Origin of the sequence: Dendrosporobacter quercicolus, from assembly GCF_900104455.1 — a bacterium.
GTDB classification, from domain to species: Bacteria; Bacillota; Negativicutes; order DSM-1736; family Dendrosporobacteraceae; genus Dendrosporobacter; species Dendrosporobacter quercicolus.
The window spans coordinates 1294680-1313255 of the sequence record NZ_FNHB01000001.1 but is presented as its reverse complement, the minus strand read 5'-3'; the positions used below and the strand labels follow the sequence as shown (position 1 = coordinate 1313255).

The following is an 18576-nucleotide window of genomic DNA, read 5'->3' as shown; positions in this document are numbered from 1 at the left end:
AAGGGGGATATCTCTGCATGGAAACCAAGCAAAATGAGACTATTTTAATTATGGATTTTGGCGGGCAATACAGTCAGCTGATTGCCAGAAGAATCCGTGAATGCGGCGTTTTTTGCGAAATTGTGCCGTATAATAAGCCGGTTGATCAAATTAAGGCTCTTGGGCCCAAGGGAATTGTATTTTCGGGCGGGCCTTCCAGCGTGCACAGTGAAAATGCGCCAAAATGTGATGTCAGGATATTTGAGCTTGGCATTCCAGTGCTGGGAATCTGTTACGGCATGCAACTGACTGCGCTGGCGCTGGGGGGAGAGGTTGCGCATGCCAAGTCACGCGAATATGGAAACACCAAATTGTTTGTAGACCGCAATGAGGGGATTTTCGCCGAGATCGGCCGGGAAACTCAGGTTCTGATGAGTCATGGCGATCATATCCATACGCCTCCGGCCGGCTTTGCCGTTACCGCCCATACCGCCGGTGCGCCGGTGGCTGCCATGGCTAACGAACAGCGCCGGATTTATGGCGTGCAATTCCATCCGGAGGTTGTACATACAACGGAAGGCATGAAGATGCTGCGCAATTTCCTGTTTAATGTCTGCGGCTGCAGCGGTGACTGGAACATGGGATCGTTTGTCGATCAGGCGGTTCAGGCCATCCGCGAGCAGGTGGGCGATAAGCGGGTGTTGTGCGCTTTAAGCGGCGGCATTGACTCCTCGGTTGCCGCTGTTTTGGTTCACCGGGCAATTGGCGATCAACTGACCTGTGTTTTTGTAAACCATGGCTTTTTGCGCAAAGGCGAGCCTGAACAAGTGGTGAGAACTTTCCGGGACGGGTTTAAAATGAATCTGGTTTATGCCGATGTGGTTGACCGCTTTATGGACCGAATGGCCGGAGTAACCGATCCGGAGGAAAAGCGCAAAATCATTGGCAATGAATTTATCCGGGTATTTGAGGCCGAGGCCTCAAAGCTTGGCGAGATTGACTTTTTGGTTCAGGGCACACTGTATCCGGATGTGGTTGAAAGCGGCACTGCGACCGCAGCCGTAATCAAAAGCCATCATAATGTCGGCGGGCTGCCGGAGGATATGAAGTTTAAGCTGGTTGAGCCGCTGCGGGATTTATTTAAGGATGAAGTAAGAGCGCTGGCCCGTGAACTCAATATGCCTGAAGATATTGTCTGGCGTCAGCCTTTTCCCGGACCGGGACTGGCTATTCGCATCATCGGCGAGGTGACTGCCGAACGGCTGGAGATATTGCGTGATGCGGATGCTATTGTGCATCAGGAAATCAAGAATGCCGACCTGTACCGCAAGGTATGGCAGTCTTTCGCCATTCTGCCGGCCATGAAAAGCGTCGGAGTGATGGGTGATGAGCGTACCTATGCTTATACCGTCGGCTTACGGGTAGTATCCAGCGAAGACGGCATGACCGCCGACTGGGTGAGACTGCCCTATGAAGTCATTGACGCCATTTCGCGCCGGATTGTCAATGAGGTAAAGGATGTCAACCGGGTGGTTTATGACGTAACCTCCAAACCGCCGTCCACAATTGAGTGGGAATAGTTGCAGGAGAGCTGAAAGTCCAGTGTTTACTGGGTTTTCGGCTCTTTTTCATTTTCACGACGGCTTTTTTCTTTTTGCCGTCGTCCGCCAGAATACAGAGTATTTAATTTTTCTTTAGCGCCTTTTAATAAGCACATTACAATTGATTTATCGTTTCGGATACCGATATATTCCGAATTCGCTTTGATGGAATATAGATCGCAGCGCTAGCAGCAACGAAAACGAACAGAATTATTATCATTATTGGAATAACCGGAATATCCCAAACGGCATAGTTGAAGTGAGCGGTAATAAGATTGTCATATAGCAACTTGCTAAGGGACAAACCCACTACACAGCCGACTATACACCCGGATAAGGCGTAGGTAAATGCTTCAGCAGCAATCATTTTTGTTAGCTGGTGTTCGTCCATGCCGACTGCACGCATTACTCCATACTGTTTTATTCTTGAGGACACACTCATCGAAAGACTGTTCACAATATTGAGCACAGTAACCAATGTAATAATTGCTAAAAATCCATATACGAAGAACAAAAATGCGATATATGTGCTGGTAGTACGCTGGTCACGCCGATCACTAAACGCATATTCTTCACTAACTACCTTGCGGATTGCTGCCACGTCCTCGTCTGTTGCATCTCTCGTTGTCTGTACCATAATAAGAGAATAATCAGTTAGACCAGTTAGACGGGCAAAAGTTTCACCAGAAGTAATAATCGTTATTTTACCATTTGTGCTACCATCGCTACTGAAAGGATCATTTTTCAGCATACCTGCAATCTCAAGTTCCTCATTGCCAATCCTTATTTTATCGCCTATCTTTAAAGGACTATCTTTGTCCCAAGTTGTAAGAACGTAATTGCTGTCCCCGTAAACTTCCGAAATATCACTGCCTTTTCTAAGTTGCTTATCTTTAATAAGAGAATTTAAATCAAATTCATCATAGGAAATAATATCAATCGTACTCGACAGAAGATTACCTTTATTTAATTCTGCCGGAATATCAAATTTGCTCCTACGACCAAAAACACGCTCTACCCCTTGCATTCCACTAATCACATCAAGCAACTGACTGTCTATCGAATTTGAACCGTCATTACTTGAAATGTTTATATCAGAAGTATTTGACGACTGAGGCATAAGGTAGCCTATAAACTCTATGAAAACGGAAAAACTCAAAAAAAGAATGATACTAAGTGCAAATGAGCTAGTCATAAGCATCAAGTTTTTCTTTATTGATAGTGCATGATGAATACCAAGAGCCGTTTCAATTTTAAAAAAACGGCTGTGCGCTGCATGTTGAATATTATTTGTGTCTTCTGAATTACCCGATACTGCGGTGATGGGCGATACCTTAGCAGCACGTTTTGCTGGAGAACTGGCAGCAATGAGAACGGTAACAACACCCATAATAATGCCGCTAAGAATACCGATTGTGCTAATTTGAAAAAGAGGTATATCAGAAAACTCTCCACCGACGAAAAAACGCAACGCAGCGCATATTCCCCATGTAATAACAATTCCAAGTATCACACCTATCGGAATCGCAGTTTTGCACCAGTTAAGAGCTTCCAGTCTTACAAAACGGACAATTTGCTGTCTACTCATTCCAATACAGCGCATCATTCCGAAAAATTTTGTCCTTTGGGCGACATTGCTGTTTATGCTGCTTGAAATCATTAGCACTCCTGCAATCAGAATCAGCAAAAATAACACCGCTGCAATAGAATAAAATGTCTGTACTGTTGCATTGCTACTCATTTCTTGAAGCGTCAAACTGCCATGCTTGTCCAACAATCTTGTGGTCTCCATCCTAACGCCCATTTCTGCCATACTGAAAACAGCAGTTACCAAAAATACGGCAAATATAATACAAAGAAGCGTCATACGATTCTGTCTTCTGTGTACTTTTGCAGAAATCGGAATTAAGCTAAGATAGCTTTTCATTTGTGATTCCCCCTAAATCGGTCAGTACGCCATCGGACACTTGCAATATCCGATCTGCGGTCTGTGCGATACTTCGGCTATGGGTAATCATCACAATGGTCTGCTGATATTTTTTTGCCGCTTCTTTTAGCAAAGTAATTACGTCACTGCTATTTTGCGTATCCAGATTCCCCGTTGGTTCATCAGCCAGAATAAGTGACGGTCTTGTAATTAGCGCACGTCCGATTGCTACACGCTGTTGCTGACCACCTGATAATTGACTAGGTAAATGATGGCGACGTCCTTTCAAATTGAGCACCATAAGAAGTTCCTCAAGATACTTTTTATCTGGCTTTTGATAATCAAGCAGTACAGGAAATATGATATTTTGTTCAACACTCAATTCTGGAATGAGATTAAAACTCTGGAAAATAAATCCAATATTTCTGCGTCGAAAGATCGTCAAACTACTATCTTTCATGGAAAAAATATCTTTTCTGTCAATAAATATCTTGCCAGAGGTTGGTGTATCAAGCGCACCTATCATATTCAAAAGTGTACTCTTGCCGGAGCCGGATTCTCCGACAATTGCGACAAATTCACCTTGCGAAATAGAAAAGCTGATATCCTTTAATGCATGTACAGCAGCTTCACCACTACCATAGGTCTTAGAAATTGATTTTACTTCCAGTAAATTCATAGATTATTCACCACTTTCTTTCTTGCTATTGAAAGATTATCATGATAATCCTACTATTATATAACACTCATCCTACGATTTTGTAGGAATTAAAAAAATCCCCAACTTTTTCGCGGTTTCAGGAGCAGAAATATATTCCATAACTTGACCGTCCTTTCGTTTGCAAGCGATATCACCATGAATTATATACGGACAGCCGAACAATATCAATATGCAGACATCATGGATATGATGTATTATCATTAATTAGATGATGTGTATAATCATATCTAACACATAGGTGAACTGTAAAATGTAATTGGGTAAAATAACGATGAAACGTAAAATCGACAAATTTGCTTTTAAAGCTTTAGACAAGACATAAAAGCAGCAAGAAAAGCCAAGGGAATATCAAGGAATCAGTTAGCAGATCAAATGCACATTGCCCCTCGATATATTACGCCCATTGAAAACAGCGAACAGCATCCAAGCCTGCAAATCTTTTATGAACTAGTCACTTAGCAAAAAACGCCGAAACTAATTTTGCAGAATTGGACAATCCTGTAGTCCGGACTATGGGACTGTGACTTCGGAACTACACTACAACAGTGAGTTTATGAACGAAAACTGGAATTAATTGACTTTTATTATCGTTCATGGTAAAATAATTTTAATCGTTGATGAAAGGTGGTGAGAGGTATGAATATTACGTTATTTGCAAGCCTAGGGAACGTGTACGCTAATTGTGAATGGATCAAAGGCTTCGCATTCAAAAATGCGGCGTTATGGGTGAAGTGCGCCCTTTTGCCGGTAATTTGCGCCGGTTTTGGACTTTCACGGAATAATTGCGCCCATTTTGGCCGTGTTGAATACCTCTTGCCTCATATAGTCTTGCCTGATTAGTCAGGTTTGTTGCTGTTTGAGTTGCCCGGGTATTCCGACGGATACCCGGGCATTTTTGCGTCCCAAACTACTCGCAAGGAGCAACCCTATATGACGAAATATTGGAAAACCGCGCAGTTATCTGCGCTTGAAAAGACAAACGGCGGCATTATTTATCTGCTGCCGGACATCATCATCAAGATATGCACACTCATTCCTCTGGTCTATTTATGGAAGGTGGTCATGTCATCAGGTGCAAAAGTTGATATGACCCTTGAGCAAATGCTCACCTATACCGTTGTCAGCGCTCTTCTGGCAGATATGCTGGTTGTTAAAACGCCTGCGTCCGGATGGCTTTCCGAAGGAGTATTGCTGAAACTCTACGGCAGACCTCTCCCGGTGCTCGGCCAGCTTATAGCTTTGACGGCAGGAGGCTGGCTGCCGATGCTGCTGTTGTTTTCTCTGCCGATGGTTATTCTATCACCGCTGTTAGATGTCAATCTAATATCTGCTTCGCCGTATTTTCTATTGAGCCTTTTGCTTTGTATTTCTCTTGGCTTTGCCGTAGATTTTTTATTTGCTTGTCTGTCTATTAAGCTGAGAAATATGAACTGGCTGATTTATCGAATACGCATGGCAATTATTTCAATTTTTTCAGGAACAGTTATTCCGATTAGCCTATTGCCATTTGGACTTGCAGATGCTATGAAATATCAACCTTTTGCATCACTCGGCGGGGCACCGCTATCAATATTTGTAGGGGCGGCTCATGCCGGTGAAACGATTGCCTTACAGATTATCTGGAATTTCATTCTTTGGCCGCTGGCACTAGTTACGTTTCGAAAATCTCAGGAAGAAATGGTGAGTTATGGCGGATAAAATTACGGTTGCACGCCTTATCAAATTGCTTGGCATATCGGCCAAAATGGATTTAGCGTGGCTTCTGCGCGACAGCAAATATGCCTTGGCCATCATTAGCGCAGATATTATTTCCAACCTCTCTATCGTGTCCGGCGTATTTCTAATCTCAGTACGGTTTGGCGGCATCGGCGGTATGAGCGCCGATGAAGTGTTGTTTATGATGGCTTATTCCACGTTGACAACCGGCCTCTTCATGATGTTCGGCTCGGGGAACAACATCCATATCTCAAGGATTATCGGGAGAGGACAGCTTGAACACCTGTTTACCCAACCCTTGCCGATAAAAGTACAATTGGCGACATGCGGCTTTATGCCATTTACAGGCGGCAGCAATTTTGTTGTTGGCGTGATTTTGATGATGATCGCGATCAGCAGATTGGAATTGCTGGTTTCAGTTGGCTGGATATTGTCTCTGGCCGCATATCTGCTTATTACAATGGTAGTTATTGTGGCGCGGGCCTACCTCGTATCAAGCATGGCGTTCTATGCGCCCGCAGCCGCTGAAGAAATCTCCTATACGGCGATAGAGGGAACCTGGTTCATGAGCACGTTCCCGTTGTCTGGGATGCCGCCGTTGGTTCAAATTTCACTAGTAACGATTCTCCCCGAAGGATTGATGGCATGGTTCCCGTCGTTATGCCTCTTAGGCAGGCCCCCGCTGGGGCTCGGCGCCTACTATCCCCTGCTGTATGCGGTCATTCTGTCGCTTATTGCAAGTTGTATTTTCAAGAGAGGACTGAGCTACTATGTCAGAAAAGGCTCTAACCGATACGTTCCCTACGGCTTCCGCCGTTAGCTTATGCAATGTAACAAAACACTTTACACAATGGCAAAGAGACAATTCGGGTAAAGGTATTTTGAGAAACCTGATAAAGCCCGAAAAGAAAGTGATAGCGGCACTTTCAGATGTATCATTTGGTATTCGGAAAGGAGAATTTGTCGCTTATGCCGGGCCGAATGGCGCGGGAAAAAGCACGACCATGAAACTATTGTCAGGTATGTTGCTGCCCACTTCCGGCGAAATCTCTGTGCTGTCGATGTCTCCCCAAAAACAGCGCAGGGAGTTGATGGCAAAGCTGGGCGTGTTGTTTGGCAATCGCACCGAACTTTGGTGGGACCACCCGGTAATCCAAAGTTTTGAGTGGAAAAAGGTGGTCTGGAACATTCCAGAGCCGCTGTACCGTAAAAATCTTGACATGGTGACGGAGCTTCTGGATATCGGCGGGCTGCTCAGAACATTTGCGAGAGAGCTCAGTCTCGGACAACGCATGCGGGCCGATCTGGCTATGATGCTGTTGCATTCACCTGAAATCATCTTGCTTGATGAGCCAACACTTGGACTTGACGTTGTCGCAAAACGCCAGATGATTGACTTCCTCAAAAAGCTGAATCGTGAGGATGGCGTTACCATCATCGTTACAAGCCATGATATGGATGACCTTGAGGAAATGGCGCAACGTATTCTAATGATTTCGGATGGCAAGATCGCCTATGATGGCGACTTTGACGGATTAAGAAAAATCACCGGAAATCTGACTCGCGTTGTTGTGACTACGGAAAACGGATTTAGGCCGGAGCTTCAAAATGCGACGCTATTGTCATCGGAAAATGGTGTTCATGAGTTTGAGCTTGACCTTGCCCAAACTCCGATTAAAACTCTTATGCGGCTCCTATCTGAATTTGATGGGGTTTGTGATGTCGAAATTAAAAAAGCTCCTATTGAACAGGTGATTGCCAGCGTGTATGCCAGTTGGAAATAGTACCGGCCATATGTAAGGCGACGACAACGCAGCAGTGCGGAAAAAGATATACTGGATAAACTAAGATTTAACTTTGGCAAGACACTAGGATGGCATACCCGAGCTGCACGGATGAACAGTTCGGGTATGCCAAATAACTGTGGCGCGATAGGCTTTATATCGTTTAGATTACGCTCCAAGGGAGCGAGTGGGAGTAAAGGGCAAAACAACCCTGGAAAGCCTTGTAAAATCAAGGCCTTACAGCGTTGTTTTTTGCTGAGCGTTAGTTTTCTTAGCTGACTTTCAGATTGCCTCGTTAAAGGTTGACCGTGGAACAGGCCACGGCAGTTTTGTTTTGTGCCTGCTTTATTTTATAAGGACGGGTATGTTATTATTTGAATAAACCAGAGGGGCTTAAAGCGTACTAAACGCGAAAGAGAGGGTAATAAAGAAATGGTAAAGAGCAAAGCTGTATTAACATTTGGCCTTGAAGAACAGGAGCTAAAAGCAATTGTTGGTGTTTTGCATCAACCGGGGTTCGGCATATCTATGGCGCAATCAAACAGTCAGCTGATCAACGGAGCGTATTTTGCCGCTATTATCCGCCGGGATGCGATCTCCCAAAGCGAGAGTGGCGCATTAGGGGCGTTTTTTTCAAAGGTGGATGGCGCTTCGACAACCAAGATTTTCTTAACGGATAAGCAGGACGCTCTTACCAAAACTACAAACGCCCAAATCTTTTACAGTCTTGAAGCGTTGCTGGATAAAATAGACGGTATACTAAAGAAGGCTTATAACCGGGCCAGAAGACAAGAGAATTTGGCCAAGAGCATGGCCGTTTCGTTCTTCATTTTGCAAGCGATTAAAGATCATCCGGGTGTTTCCACAGTTCATTTGGCAGAGCGGTTAAAACGTAGTGAGGCCGCTGTAAAGCGGTATATCGAGGAGCTATGCATGGCTGGCAAAAACATTGTCTATGATTACAGTTTAGAAGGCTGGAGAATACAAGAGGCTACAAATTAATATATTTGTGGTGTAAGATTACCTTATCCGCTTGGTTGCCCTAAGACGGGAATTTAGAAAAATATTTGTAGTAATAAGAATCCAGGATAGAAGAATACCCAATTGAGGTGAAGAGATGCTTAGGGAAATAACCGATGAATTAGCCCGGATTGAATCAGAAAACGGGGTTAAAATTTTATATGCTGTTGAGTCTGGCAGCCGGGGTTGGGGATTTGCTTCTAAAGATAGCGACTATGATGTGCGCTTTATTTATATTCGCCCGTTATCAGGATATCTTAGTATTGAGGATCACAAGGATTATATAGAGGTACCCATCAATAGTCTTTTAGATATTAATGGCTGGGACATTCGAAAAGCGCTAAGATTATACCGAAAATCCAATCCACCACTCATGGAATGGCTGAGTTCACCTATTGTGTATAGAGATGAACACTCCTTGGCCGAGAAGCTTAGAGCATTGAGCAGGGAATATTTTTTGCCAGTGCCTTCGCTCCATCATTATTTAAACTTGGCAAAAAAGACATTTCAGGAAATAATTATAACGAAGCAGGTTAGAATTAAGAAGTATTTTTATGTGTTAAGACCTCTTATGGCCTGCAGATGGATTGATACATACCAAACGATGGCACCTATGGAGCTTCATAAGTTATTGGCTGGCCTAAAAATTGAAGCGGATATTCGGGTGGAAATAGACCGTCTGATGGAGCGAAAGCTTATCAGCACAGAATCCGATATTGAGCCAATCGATCATCAGTTATATCAGTATTTTAACGAAACCATTGCTTATTATGAAGATGAAATTCGTTTTTTACCCAGAAAAGATCATCCAGAAAAAGCAGCATTAGATGCATTGTTTTGCACGATGGTAAAGGAGGCTTGGGCTGGAGAAAATACATCTAGCTGAAGACGTTATGGATATTCAAAACATCAGAAATAAAATAAATAGCACAGAATATGATTTCCTGCGAAAGAACAAGAATCTTGGTGATAGAATTATTCTACTGACCACAGGAGGTTCATATGCCTATGGTACTCATGTGGAAACCAGCGACACTGATATTCGAGGGGTTGCTGCAGAACGAAAAGAAGAACTTTTAGGTCTGTCAAACTTTGAGCAGTTTGAAGACCGTGTTACTGATACGGTAATTTATGGTCTCCGCAAGACCATAAACCTTGCTCTGGCTGGAAACCCTAATATTTTAGAGATGCTAGGCACTCGCGAAGATCATCTGTTGATTTTAACCGAGGAAGGCAAATGCCTGCGCGATCATGCAGACCTATTTCTATCAAAGAGAGTGATTCAGAGCTTTGGGAATTATGCCACTGCCCAGCTAAGACGGCTTCAAAATGCACTGGCCCGAGACAGTTATCCCCAAGCAGTAAAGGAACAGCATATGTTAAATAGTATACAGGGACAGATGCATCATTTTAAGCAAAAATACCAACAATTTATGAATGAAGACATTCACCTGTATATCGATAAGTCCAACAAAGAGGATTATGAAGCGGAGATTTTTATGGATATCAACTTGAAGCACTATCCTTTGAGGGATTTCAAATCGATTTACTCAGAGATGAGCAATGTAGTTAAGGATTATTCCCAATTGAATCACCGCAATAAAAAGAAAGATGCATTGAAATTGAATAAACATGCGATGCATCTGATTCGGCTTCTGATTACAGGTTCAGAGATACTTCAGGGGAAGGGGATACATACCTATAGAGCTGCTGAGAGGGATTATCTTTTAGAGATTAGAAGCGGGAATTTTAACTATGAAGAGATTTTTGCTGCCGTTGATAAATTAGAGGCTGAATTCAAATATGCGGCGCAAAATACGGTTCTACCGGATGAACCTAACCACAAGGCAGCGGAGGAGCTTCTCATCTGTATTTATGAAAAAATGCTTTAACAATTTTAGCAGGGTAATAAATATCGTATCTAATAAGGAAACCTCCTGTATCATTTCGCATTGAATTACAGGGGGTTTATGTGGATATGAGTGTTTATGTAGTTCATGGATTCTTAATGGCAAGTAGTGAATTCAATTGTTCAAGCAGACTGCTATTGCCAGTTAAAGAAATATGACCGATTTTATCGCAGATCTTCTCTAAGAATTCTAGTTCCTTAAGACGGAAGAGGGTTTGATTTTCTTCCATCAGTTTGGCGGTATTTAACAGACTTCTGGTTGATGCCGTTTCCTCCCGGCGTGTAATCACGTTAGCAAGGGCTTTTTTTTCAGCAATCAGGACTGTATTTAAAATATCCTTAATTTCACCAGGAAGGATAATATCTTTCACACCAGCAAACAGAAATTCTACGCCGTAATCCTGTCCTTTTTCTTGAAGGGCTTTTAATACATAGGCAGCAATCTCCTGTTTCATCTTTAAAAGGTCGTCAAGCTTACGTGTTCCCACGTATTCGCGCAGAATAAGCTGCAGCAGGATGTATAGTTGTTGCTCGTAGTCTTTCATTTCTACTACTACTTTTAAGGCATCGGCTATTTTATATTGACAAACGAAATTAAACCGCAGTGGCACTTTGTCTTCTGTCATAATTTCCTGGCCGTTAATTTCGATTTCGCGTTTGCGTATATCCACCTTAGTAATATCGATCTTGTTGAAACCAAGCCAAAAATAATGTCTGCCTGGTTCAAGGGTACGCTGCAGGATGTTATTGAAAAACAGTATGCCCTTCATATGTGGTTCAATATCATATATTCCACAGTAAGGCTTAAGTTGAGGCAGAGCAAGGAGGTCCTTGTCTATGGGATCTTTAATTTCTGGATTGCTTATTGTAACAACTGTAAAAGTATGCTTTTCTAACGATGTCCAAAAAGCATGCTTTCCAGTGCTAAGAACCTCTTGAAATTTATCATCAACATAATGAAAGGCGATTTCCTTATCTGTTACATTGATAATAATAAGCTCGCTGCATAGATCAGCATCTTGCAAAAACAGATCTAAATGATAACCAGCAATGTAAAATGGTTTGGTTATATCCAGAATTTCTACTTTAGTTTGAGAAAATGGTATTATAAAATGTTTCCCGGGTTTTAATTTTCCTCTATAGTTACCATCTTTAAAGAGTATGCCCCGTTCATGGTCTCTAATTGTTATTCGCATAATGGATTCTCCTTTGAATAAAAATATGAGAAAAGTTATGAATATCATTGTTGTGCCCTTCTCTCAGGAATCCCCACAGACTTTTTAGCGGAACTTTGATTCAGCATCAAGGCTTACTGTACCGAAGAATGCAAAGAGTATAGGCATACGCCTGATCTCTTGACAGTCTTGAGCGCAGCTGACTTATGCGTATCCTCAAAATCACAGAGCCAAAGCCTGCTGCGTACTTTGCGGTTAGCCGCGAAATACGCAGGGAATTCCTTTGATCCAGGTGTTTAAAAAGGAAAGACTTAACAGGTCTTTTTCATGTGGGGAGTCGAACCCCATTCCCAAAGGGAATTTACCAATGAAGACTCTACCGCTGAGTTAACCGTAGCAGCTACGGTGGAGGAGTCGAACCTCCGACACTTCAGTTCAGACCGTTCCTTCGGTATACCCTGCAGCAGAGCTGCGGGCACCGCCAGGCTTTTGAAACCTTAGCATGAAAAGTAAACGGTAAAATATATCGTAAAATATACTTCCAATCGTAAGGGCTTCAACCTTTAACTACACCGATCGTACACAGTTTTTTTACCGGTGCGATAAGATCAAGCTCATTTGCAATAACAGTATCAATATCCTTATAGGAATAGCGTGATTCTTCTGCGATATCAGCTTTGCTGTTTTTACCAAGAACAACACCACCGCTTTTCAAATCTGTTATTACTTCTTCGACAGAGAAACTTTCCCTGGCTTTGGTTCTTGACATACGGCGTCCTGCGCCATGAGAGCATGAAGTAAAACTTTCCGCATTACCTTTGCCTTCGACAAGATAACTGTAAGAGCCCATGGCGCCAGGTATAATGCCAGTATCGCCTTCACGTACTCTAATGGCGCCTTTTCTGTGAACCCAGACATTTTTGCCGTAGTGATTTTCAATAGCGGCGTAATTATGATGGCAGTTAATATAGCTGGAATACTCCGGTTGTATACCTCCGGAACGGATGACCCAGCCGTCTATCATTCTTGTTATATCACTCATCATTCGATCCCTGTTTTCCCGAGCAAATGACAATGCTAAATTCATCCAATCAATATAGGATTGACCTTCCATACTATCCACAGGCAAAAAAGCAAGTTGGTAGTTGGTCGGGTACAAGAGAGAACCATTGTTGGTTATGTTCTCTTGCCACCGAGTGGAAAAACTTACAGATTTGGTGTCCCAGATGTCTGCTGCCGGAGTGCAGCATAATAGCTGCCATGCCATCTTCATCTTCCTGCAGTTCAATGAAATGATTGCCGCCACCTAAGGTGCCGATTTGGTAGTAGCTCTGCTCTATTTCTGGAATCAGATCTTTTGCAAAAGAGTATTTATCTATATTAGATAATGCTGTATCTATTGTCGACGAGGTTTGCTGCTTCTTATGATGTCTGAATCCTAAAGGGATATTTCGCAGGATGTCGCCAATGATACCCTGCAGCAATGAACCGTTAGGTGTAGTGGTATTTTTGAGAAATGCAGCTTCAATATTGGTTTGTATACAAGCCATGCCGCATCCGATATCCACACCGACAGCATTGGGGCTGACTACGCCATCTGTAGCAATCACACCGCCGATTGGCATACCTTTTCCAGTATGTGTATCTGGCATTAGGGCGACCCATTTATGTATAAAAGGAAGATTGGATAGGTTAGTAGCTTGCTCTAAGCATCCTTCTTCTATAATATCCTCATCACTCAGCCAGACCTTTATGGGATGGCTATTTTTTTGTTTGTCATAAATTGTATACATGAAATCATCTCCTTGCCTATAATTTACCATAGGAAATTATCAGGTATCATTAAAAAAAGTTTGCGAACTTCGTTGCGTCGTTGACAATTATTATTAGGATGATATGATTAAAACAACCAAAATGTAAGGGTGATAGACATGGCCGGATTTACGGAATTAATCAAGAACTTTGATAAAATAAGAGACTATACTAGAGATTTTTTTGTGTACGGTTATAAATGTAGAAATGATTACACCAGAAAGAGCGGTAGAAGCTACGACAATGAAAGACGAAGAATAGAGAGCTATCTTTCTGGATACATCAAATGGGAAATGAATCCCCGGGGGAAAAATATATATATCAGCACAGATACCTCGGATATTTCCAGTAATCCTCTCTTTGCCATGTGGGAGGCAAAATCTTTTACTAAGAATGATTGTCTATTGCATTTTTGCCTGCCTGATATACTAAGAGAAAATCCTGGCTTAACAGCGAAAGATGTGACAGTTTTTTTAAGTGAGCAGTACCTGTCTTGTTTTAATGATTATGAGCTGGATGTTATGACAATTCGTAATAAGCTCAATGAATATACTGCTGCTGGTTTATTCAGAACCGAGAAAAAAGGTAAAACTTTGCACTATTCCATAAATCAAAACCTGTTCGATCAAGTCGGTCCTTCTGTAATAAACAACCTTCTATCTGCTTTGCAGCTTTTTGAGAATGTTGTTCCCGCTGGGGTTTTGGGCTACTTTATTCGACGGGATAGAGGCAAAAGAGAAGATGTGTTTTCCTTTCGGCATATCTTCATGTCACACACACTGGATGATGAGGTAGTGATTAGGATTGCGAATGCAATGGATTGCCAAAAAAGCGTACGTTTTGAGAACTGCAGTTCTCGGTCTAAGACCCATTCAGTGGAAACTGTGCTTCCGCTAAAAATTGCTACCAATGTAAGGCATGGACGAAGATTTTTGCTGGCTTATAATCTTAGGATGCGCAGGCTGCTTTCCTATCGTTTGGACTATATTAAAAATCTTGAAATTTTAGAGGTAAGTGATATGTATGAAGCAAAATCAGCAGAACTTGAAACCAGGCTGCCTTTTTCATGGGGAGTAGCCCTTGGCAAAAAAACGCAGATGGAGAAAGTTGAAGTAATTCTTCATATTGATGAGATAAGGGAAGGATATGTTCTTGCAAGACTGAAAAGAGAAGGGAAAAATGGCACAATTGAAAAAATAGGAGATCATACCTTTGCCTACCGGAATGAAGTGTTTGACATTATGGAAATGGTTCCTTGGCTTCGAACCTTTATCGGACGGATTATATCTGTCAAAGGATCGAATCAACCAGTCATTCAGCGGTTTATTGACGATATTGACCGAATGGCAAGCTTGTATGATGCATAGCGGTGAGCGTGTCAAATTAGTTAACGACTTGTATGGTATGTGCGATTAGGCGAAAGGGACGGTTTTGTTTTGGGAATTTTTAATGAAATACATAGCCGGTATTTTTATATTATAAGTGAAATTCTAAAAGCCGCTTCCGTAGGCAGTCTGCATAGTAAGGATATTGCTGGGATAGTTGCTAAGTTGGGTTTTGCCGAAACCGCGCTAACCCTGCCCGCTAAATTACTAAATGTTAATGGGGAAGGCTATTATGTACTGAATGAAGAGTCCTCTGGATATAGGCCGGTTTTAAAAGGCGATCCCCCCTTTTTACTGACGGAGTACCAAAAACGGTGGATGCGAGCAATTGTGAAAGATAAACGCTTTTTGCTGTTTATCGATGAAAGTCAATATCAGCTTTATGAAGAACTGCTTTCCAATGTTGAACCTCTGTATGATAGTCGGCATTTTATAACGGTCGATATGGCCAATGACGGTGATGACTACGAAAGCAAGGAATACAGATTGATTTTTAAATCAATCATGCAGGGTATACAAGATAATAAAATTATTCTCATCACCTATGAAAGTGGCAAAGGTAACCGCCTTTCCGGATACTTTGCTCCTTATAAGCTAGAGTATTCTATTAAGGATGACAAATTTAGACTATGCGGGATACGAGTCAGGCAAGGTAGAATGAGAAGCCTCTATAAACTAAATCTTTCCCGGATGCGTTCGGTGGAAATCATGGATAATCATAGACCAGAAAATCTTGCTAGTTATGTTAGAAGCCTTCGTATGCCACTACCAGTAGAGATTGAGATTACAAATGAGCGTAACGGTTTTGAACGAATCTTTACCCAATTATCCAACTTTGAGCGTGTTTCCGAATACGATGAAAATACTAAAAGATGTCTAATGAAAATTTATTATTATGAGGTCGATGAGATGGAACTACTCATAACCCTGCTTTCTTTTGGGCCTGTTATTAAAGTGATTGGTCCCGAACACTTCAAAGAACAATTGATCGGGCGCATAGCAAAACAGAAACAATTGCTTACGATGCTGGATGAAAGAACATCTGCAGAAGGCTATTCAGTTAACAATTAGTCAGGAAAGGTTTGGATACGTATGCTGGAAAAAGAGTTTGTAAGAAAAATCAATAGTATTCATGGTGCGGCATATGTTGTTGGCGGATGGGTCAGAGACTGGATTAGAGGAATTTCTCCTAAAGATAAAGATTATGTAATTACTGGTCTGCACGAAGAGGGCTTTAATAAATTGTTTCCACAAGCAATTAAAGTAGGCAACTCCTTCCCTGTATATTTGCTGGAAATCAATGGCGAGTCTTGTGAAATTGCATTTGCCAGGCAGGAACGTAAAACGGGTGCAGGTTATAAGGGGGTTGAGGTTTCCTTTGATAAAAGTATCCATATTAGGGATGATTTATATCGCAGAGATACAACAATGAATAGTATTGCCTTTGATTTACAAACGCTTGAACTGATTGATCCATTCCAAGGTAAGCAGCACATTGCTGAACGAAAGATATTTCCAACTTCACAACATTTCAAGGATGATCCAATTCGGGCATTGCGAGCAGCGAGACAAGCAGCGCAGTTTAATTTTTTTATTGATGAATCCACAATTGCGTTGATGAAGGAATGCCGGGAAGAATTAATGAGCGAGCCTAAAGAACGATTATTTAATGAATTGGACAAGGCTTTACAATCGAATAAGCCGTCGCTGTTTTTCTTAGCATTACAACAGGCTAATTTGTTGGATATCACGTATCCTCAAATTCATGCTTTAATTGGACAGACACAGCCCGTCCGGTATCATCCAGAGGGAGACGCTTTTAATCATACCTTGGAGGTTGTAGATCGTGTCTCGGAGCTCAACCCCAGAGTTGAGGTTCGATTTGCAGCATTAGCACATGATCTTGGCAAGGGACTGACGCCAAAGGAAAAATTGCCAACACATCATCTGCATGATGTGTTGGGGCTTGATGCCATAAAGGCGTTCGATCAGCATATTGGATTACCTAATAAGTGGATAGCATGCGCAGAGTTTACCATCCAGCATCATATGCGTGTCAATAAATTAAAACAAAAAGGTAAAATTGTTGATTTTATCCTTGCGTTACAGAAAAATCCTATTGGAGATAAAGGATTTAGTGATATTCTGCTCGTTGACAATGGAAGTCTGCCAGATTGTTTACTGAATTTTGAGGAGTATATTGCTGCAATTAAGACGGTAAAGGGTAACGATGCACCGGGTGAGCTGCAAGGGAAAGAAATAGGCGACTGGATTAGGCAGCAACAGATTAAAACCATCCTTAAGTAGCAAGAAGGAGCTGATGCCTGTGGCTGCTGTAATACCCGGTTTCCGGTTCGAAAAACAAGTCTGTCCAAAACCATACCATATGGTTTTGGACAGACTTGTTTTTATGTAGGCTCACTTGGCCGACAGAATCCCGGGCTTTTCCAGCGTCCGATGACCTGCTTTAGTGAGGGAGATTCGACGGTCGTCGCTACAGGCAGTACCGTTTTTGAAATTCTCTGGCGTGTTCTAATGTCATCAGCGCGGTTTCGGTTGTGTTGGACAGCTTGACTAAGTAGGTTTTGGCTCCCCAGGGGGCCAGTTCCAACACCATATCGGAATTGATGATAAACCCTTTGTGACAGCGGAAAAACTTGTATTTTTCCAAGCGTTGTTCTAACAAGTGCAAAGGATCGTTGGTCTGAATAGTCAGGCCATCGGTCGTATAGATTGTGGTTTTACGTTCGTTGCGGGTAATTAAGATGATATCATGCACATTGACAAAGACGCTTTTCTCATTGGATGAACATTCTTAGTGCTATGCACTAGGCAGTTTTTTTGTTGTAATGAGGGTTTGTGCTATTAAGAAATATTAAATTGTCCTGCAATAAATTCAGAGCACTTGTACGGATAAAGAATAGGGAGAAGTTTATGGGAATAATTCCATAAACTTGCTTGATTATAGAAAAAATAATATTTTTTACCATAATTTCTAAAAAATCTGCATGAAATTGTCATAACTTGTACGGATATAAATATAGAGGCAAATCTTTGTTCTAACACTGCATAAAATTGAGAGAATTAGGACACCAGCAAGTATTACTGGATATATGGAAATCGAGGTGATTTTATGCTCAAATGCAATTCGCATTTGTTCGTACAATTTGCTTAATTGGATACCCGGAAGGCGATGATCATTGTTAAGGAGGAGTATTATGTTATATTACACTATAGATATGCTCCGGGAGATGTACCGGCGAGAGCAGCCAAACTGGCCTGAGGATAAAATTCAAGAAAAGGCCCAAACCATTCATAATCTGTTAAACACATTAGATGTTTACTGGCGTAGAAGTAACAAACGCTATTATAAGATGAATATTCATTTATATTCAACGTATCTCATCGATATGTTACTTAACGGTTCACCATCGCAGACCTATCATTATTCGCGGGGAAATTGCAAGCGGAGCTCGGTGAAGAGGGAACGCTGCTGACAGGCCGGTTAGTCCAGCCAATGCAACTTGATCAGATGGCTGATTTGAGG

General features: G+C 42.0%; 17 protein-coding genes and 1 pseudogene. 12 read left to right on the top strand and 6 right to left on the bottom strand.

Features of this window, described 5'->3' with window-relative positions:
- Window positions 1-17: 17 nt before the first annotated feature.
- Entirely contained in the window at window positions 18-1559 is a 1542-nt protein-coding gene (gene guaA / locus BLR06_RS06075; RefSeq protein WP_092069654.1) for a glutamine-hydrolyzing GMP synthase, read from the top strand.
- A 136-nt stretch (window positions 1560-1695) separates the two neighbouring features.
- On the opposite strand, the gene BLR06_RS06070 is transcribed toward guaA, so the two are convergent.
- Both BLR06_RS06070 and BLR06_RS06065 read right to left on the bottom strand, forming a co-directional pair.
- On the bottom strand, window positions 1696-3507 hold the full coding sequence (locus tag BLR06_RS06070) for an ABC transporter permease (RefSeq protein WP_092069650.1): 1812 nt from the start codon (window positions 3505-3507) through the stop codon (window positions 1696-1698).
- Complete coding sequence (locus BLR06_RS06065) at window positions 3491-4186, bottom strand: ABC transporter ATP-binding protein (RefSeq protein WP_092069647.1); 696 nt, start codon at window positions 4184-4186, stop codon at window positions 3491-3493. Before BLR06_RS06065 ends, BLR06_RS06070 begins: the two co-directional genes overlap by 17 nt.
- A gap of 360 nt (window positions 4187-4546) precedes the next feature.
- Between BLR06_RS06065 and BLR06_RS20345 the strand changes: the two genes are divergently transcribed.
- From BLR06_RS20345 to BLR06_RS06025, 7 genes are all read left to right on the top strand, one after another.
- Window positions 4547-4687 carry a helix-turn-helix domain-containing protein gene (locus BLR06_RS20345; RefSeq protein ID WP_422699818.1) on the top strand — a complete coding sequence of 47 codons (141 nt, stop codon included), beginning with the start codon at window positions 4547-4549 and terminating at the stop codon, window positions 4685-4687.
- Window positions 4688-5158: 471 nt separating this feature from the next.
- Window positions 5159-5926 carry a hypothetical protein gene (locus BLR06_RS06050; protein ID WP_092069641.1) on the top strand — a complete coding sequence of 256 codons (768 nt, stop codon included), beginning with the start codon at window positions 5159-5161 and terminating at the stop codon, window positions 5924-5926.
- Window positions 5916-6764, top strand: coding sequence for an ABC transporter permease (locus BLR06_RS06045; RefSeq protein ID WP_092069639.1), 849 nt, complete (start codon window positions 5916-5918; stop codon window positions 6762-6764). The genes BLR06_RS06050 and BLR06_RS06045 overlap by 11 nt, the downstream gene beginning before the upstream one ends.
- Window positions 6715-7728 (top strand): ABC transporter ATP-binding protein, encoded by a 1014-nt coding sequence (locus BLR06_RS06040; protein ID WP_092069636.1) that lies wholly within the window; start codon window positions 6715-6717, stop codon window positions 7726-7728. The genes BLR06_RS06045 and BLR06_RS06040 overlap by 50 nt, the downstream gene beginning before the upstream one ends.
- 432 nt (window positions 7729-8160) lie before the next feature.
- Entirely contained in the window at window positions 8161-8730 is a 570-nt protein-coding gene (locus BLR06_RS06035) for a winged helix-turn-helix transcriptional regulator (protein WP_092069633.1), read from the top strand.
- A 115-nt stretch (window positions 8731-8845) separates the two neighbouring features.
- Entirely contained in the window at window positions 8846-9634 is a 789-nt protein-coding gene (locus BLR06_RS06030; RefSeq protein WP_092069630.1) for a nucleotidyltransferase domain-containing protein, read from the top strand.
- Between the two features lie 7 nt (window positions 9635-9641).
- Complete coding sequence (locus tag BLR06_RS06025; RefSeq protein WP_092069627.1) at window positions 9642-10640, top strand: nucleotidyltransferase domain-containing protein; 999 nt, start codon at window positions 9642-9644, stop codon at window positions 10638-10640.
- Window positions 10641-10743: 103 nt separating this feature from the next.
- Here the strand turns inward: BLR06_RS06025 and BLR06_RS06020 are convergent, their stop codons facing one another.
- The 3 genes from BLR06_RS06020 to BLR06_RS20215 form a co-directional block, all read right to left on the bottom strand.
- The gene (locus tag BLR06_RS06020; protein WP_092069624.1) at window positions 10744-11853 is read right to left on the bottom strand and encodes a slipin family protein; all 1110 of its coding nucleotides are present in this window, start codon (window positions 11851-11853) and stop codon (window positions 10744-10746) included.
- Between the two features lie 535 nt (window positions 11854-12388).
- Window positions 12389-12946, bottom strand: a complete 558-nt coding sequence (locus BLR06_RS20220) for an RtcB family protein (RefSeq protein ID WP_255319472.1) — start codon at window positions 12944-12946, stop codon at window positions 12389-12391.
- Window position 12947: 1 nt separating this feature from the next.
- The gene (locus tag BLR06_RS20215) at window positions 12948-13625 is read right to left on the bottom strand and encodes an RtcB family protein (RefSeq protein ID WP_255319471.1); all 678 of its coding nucleotides are present in this window, start codon (window positions 13623-13625) and stop codon (window positions 12948-12950) included.
- A 138-nt stretch (window positions 13626-13763) separates the two neighbouring features.
- Here BLR06_RS20215 and BLR06_RS06010 point away from each other — a divergent pair, with 138 nt between their 5' ends.
- The 3 genes from BLR06_RS06010 (at window position 13764) to BLR06_RS06000 (ending at window position 17336) form a co-directional block, all read left to right on the top strand.
- Complete coding sequence (locus tag BLR06_RS06010) at window positions 13764-15011, top strand: helix-turn-helix transcriptional regulator (protein WP_092069621.1); 1248 nt, start codon at window positions 13764-13766, stop codon at window positions 15009-15011.
- Window positions 15012-15080: 69 nt separating this feature from the next.
- On the top strand, window positions 15081-16100 hold the full coding sequence (locus BLR06_RS06005) for a WYL domain-containing protein (RefSeq protein ID WP_092069618.1): 1020 nt from the start codon (window positions 15081-15083) through the stop codon (window positions 16098-16100).
- A 21-nt stretch (window positions 16101-16121) separates the two neighbouring features.
- A complete protein-coding gene (locus tag BLR06_RS06000; protein WP_092069615.1) occupies window positions 16122-17336 on the top strand; it encodes a tRNA nucleotidyltransferase/poly(A) polymerase-related protein in 1215 nt (404 codons plus the stop codon).
- Between the two features lie 187 nt (window positions 17337-17523).
- Here BLR06_RS06000 and BLR06_RS05995 read toward each other — a convergent pair.
- Window positions 17524-17814, bottom strand: a pseudogene (locus tag BLR06_RS05995) (LytTR family DNA-binding domain-containing protein); the annotation flags it as partial.
- Window positions 17815-18247: 433 nt separating this feature from the next.
- On the opposite strand from BLR06_RS05995, the gene BLR06_RS05990 reads away from it, so the two are divergent.
- Window positions 18248-18526, top strand: coding sequence for a hypothetical protein (locus BLR06_RS05990; RefSeq protein WP_092069609.1), 279 nt, complete (start codon window positions 18248-18250; stop codon window positions 18524-18526).
- Window positions 18527-18576: the final 50 nt, after the last annotated feature.